The following is a 1186-nucleotide window of genomic DNA, read 5'->3' as shown; positions in this document are numbered from 1 at the left end:
GATCTTACCAACTCAACCACAGTAAAAGCGCCTCATGCCGTAATGTCTCCAGTGTTTGGTCAGCAGATCGACGAGATCATGGTTGATCACAACCAGCATGTGAAAAAAGGCGATGTGCTCTACACTCTAGTCGACATCAATTCAGCAGCAGATAAAGCCAAGATTGAGTCGTCAATTGTGCAGAAAGAAGAGCAAATCAAACAGATGACACGCGATATTGATCGAGCGGATACCTCTCCAGAGATCTTCAATGCGCGTGATATCGAGAAATACAACTCAGACCTGCGTGTAATGAATTCTCAACTTGCTTCTCTAAAAGCTGACTTACAGAAAGTAAACTGGGCGCAAGAGAAGAAGACTATTACCGCAGAGTTTGATGGACAGGTCTCTATCGTTAACATCGCTGAAGGCTCAGTGATGGGTAACATGCACCTCTACAACACCAGTAAAAAGTTCTTAGAGATGCGCGTCTCTGACCAAACCTATGGCTACGTTCAAGAGGGTGATTTTGCGGAGTTTTACGTTGATGCGTACCCAGGCCACGTGTTCCGCGCTAAGGTACACAGCTTTAACGCAGGTACTGGTGAAGCAGGTATTTCACCATTCCAAGGCCCGCAAAGCGTTGGTCAGCACGTAGTACGTAACGGCAATGGCTTAGGTCGTACCGTGGTTCTAGAAATCATCGAACCAGAAGGCTACTACATCCCAATCGGTGCAACGGGCGCAGCTTGGATTTCAGCAGAAAAGCCAGGTGCGTGGTAAGAAAGACGCTTAACAAGCACGTTCGAATGCTCGGTACAAACGAAAAGGGGAGGCTCTATGGCCTCACCTTTTTCATTTCATAACGCTCGCTAAAGAGCGATAGCAGTTGAGGTGTTCAAGCCCTTTTTGCGTGTCATTAGGTGGAAAACCACAGGCACAAAGTAGAATGAAATCAGGGTAGTTAGTACTGTACCGCCAACAATCGCGACGGCAAATGGAGGCCAGAAACCACCACCAGCAATAATCAGTGGCATAAAGCCACCCACCGTTGTGATTGTGGTCGAGGTGATATGACGAGTACACGACATCACAGCGTTAACCACGGCATCGACACTGCCCGACGACGCCTCTTCATCGAGCTTCAATTCGGTAAGAATGACGATCGCGGCGTTAATGGCAAGACCAGCAATACCCAGCATTGCGA

1 protein-coding gene and 1 pseudogene are annotated in these 1186 nt (G+C 48.1%); one reads left to right on the top strand and one right to left on the bottom strand.

Translation table 11 applies throughout. The features are described from left to right. Positions 1 to 750, top strand: a pseudogene (locus KIV40_RS33700) (efflux RND transporter periplasmic adaptor subunit); the annotation flags it as partial. A 101-nt stretch (positions 751 to 851) separates the two neighbouring features. Here the strand turns inward: KIV40_RS33700 and KIV40_RS33695 are convergent. Then, positions 852 to 1186 (bottom strand): efflux RND transporter permease subunit (locus tag KIV40_RS33695; protein ID WP_285353775.1); only part of this gene is annotated, 335 nt, incomplete at its 5' end.

Source organism: Vibrio sp. D173a (genome assembly GCF_030248475.1).
Note: the sequence above shows the minus strand (reverse complement) of the source record. Positions and strands in the feature narration are given on the sequence as shown.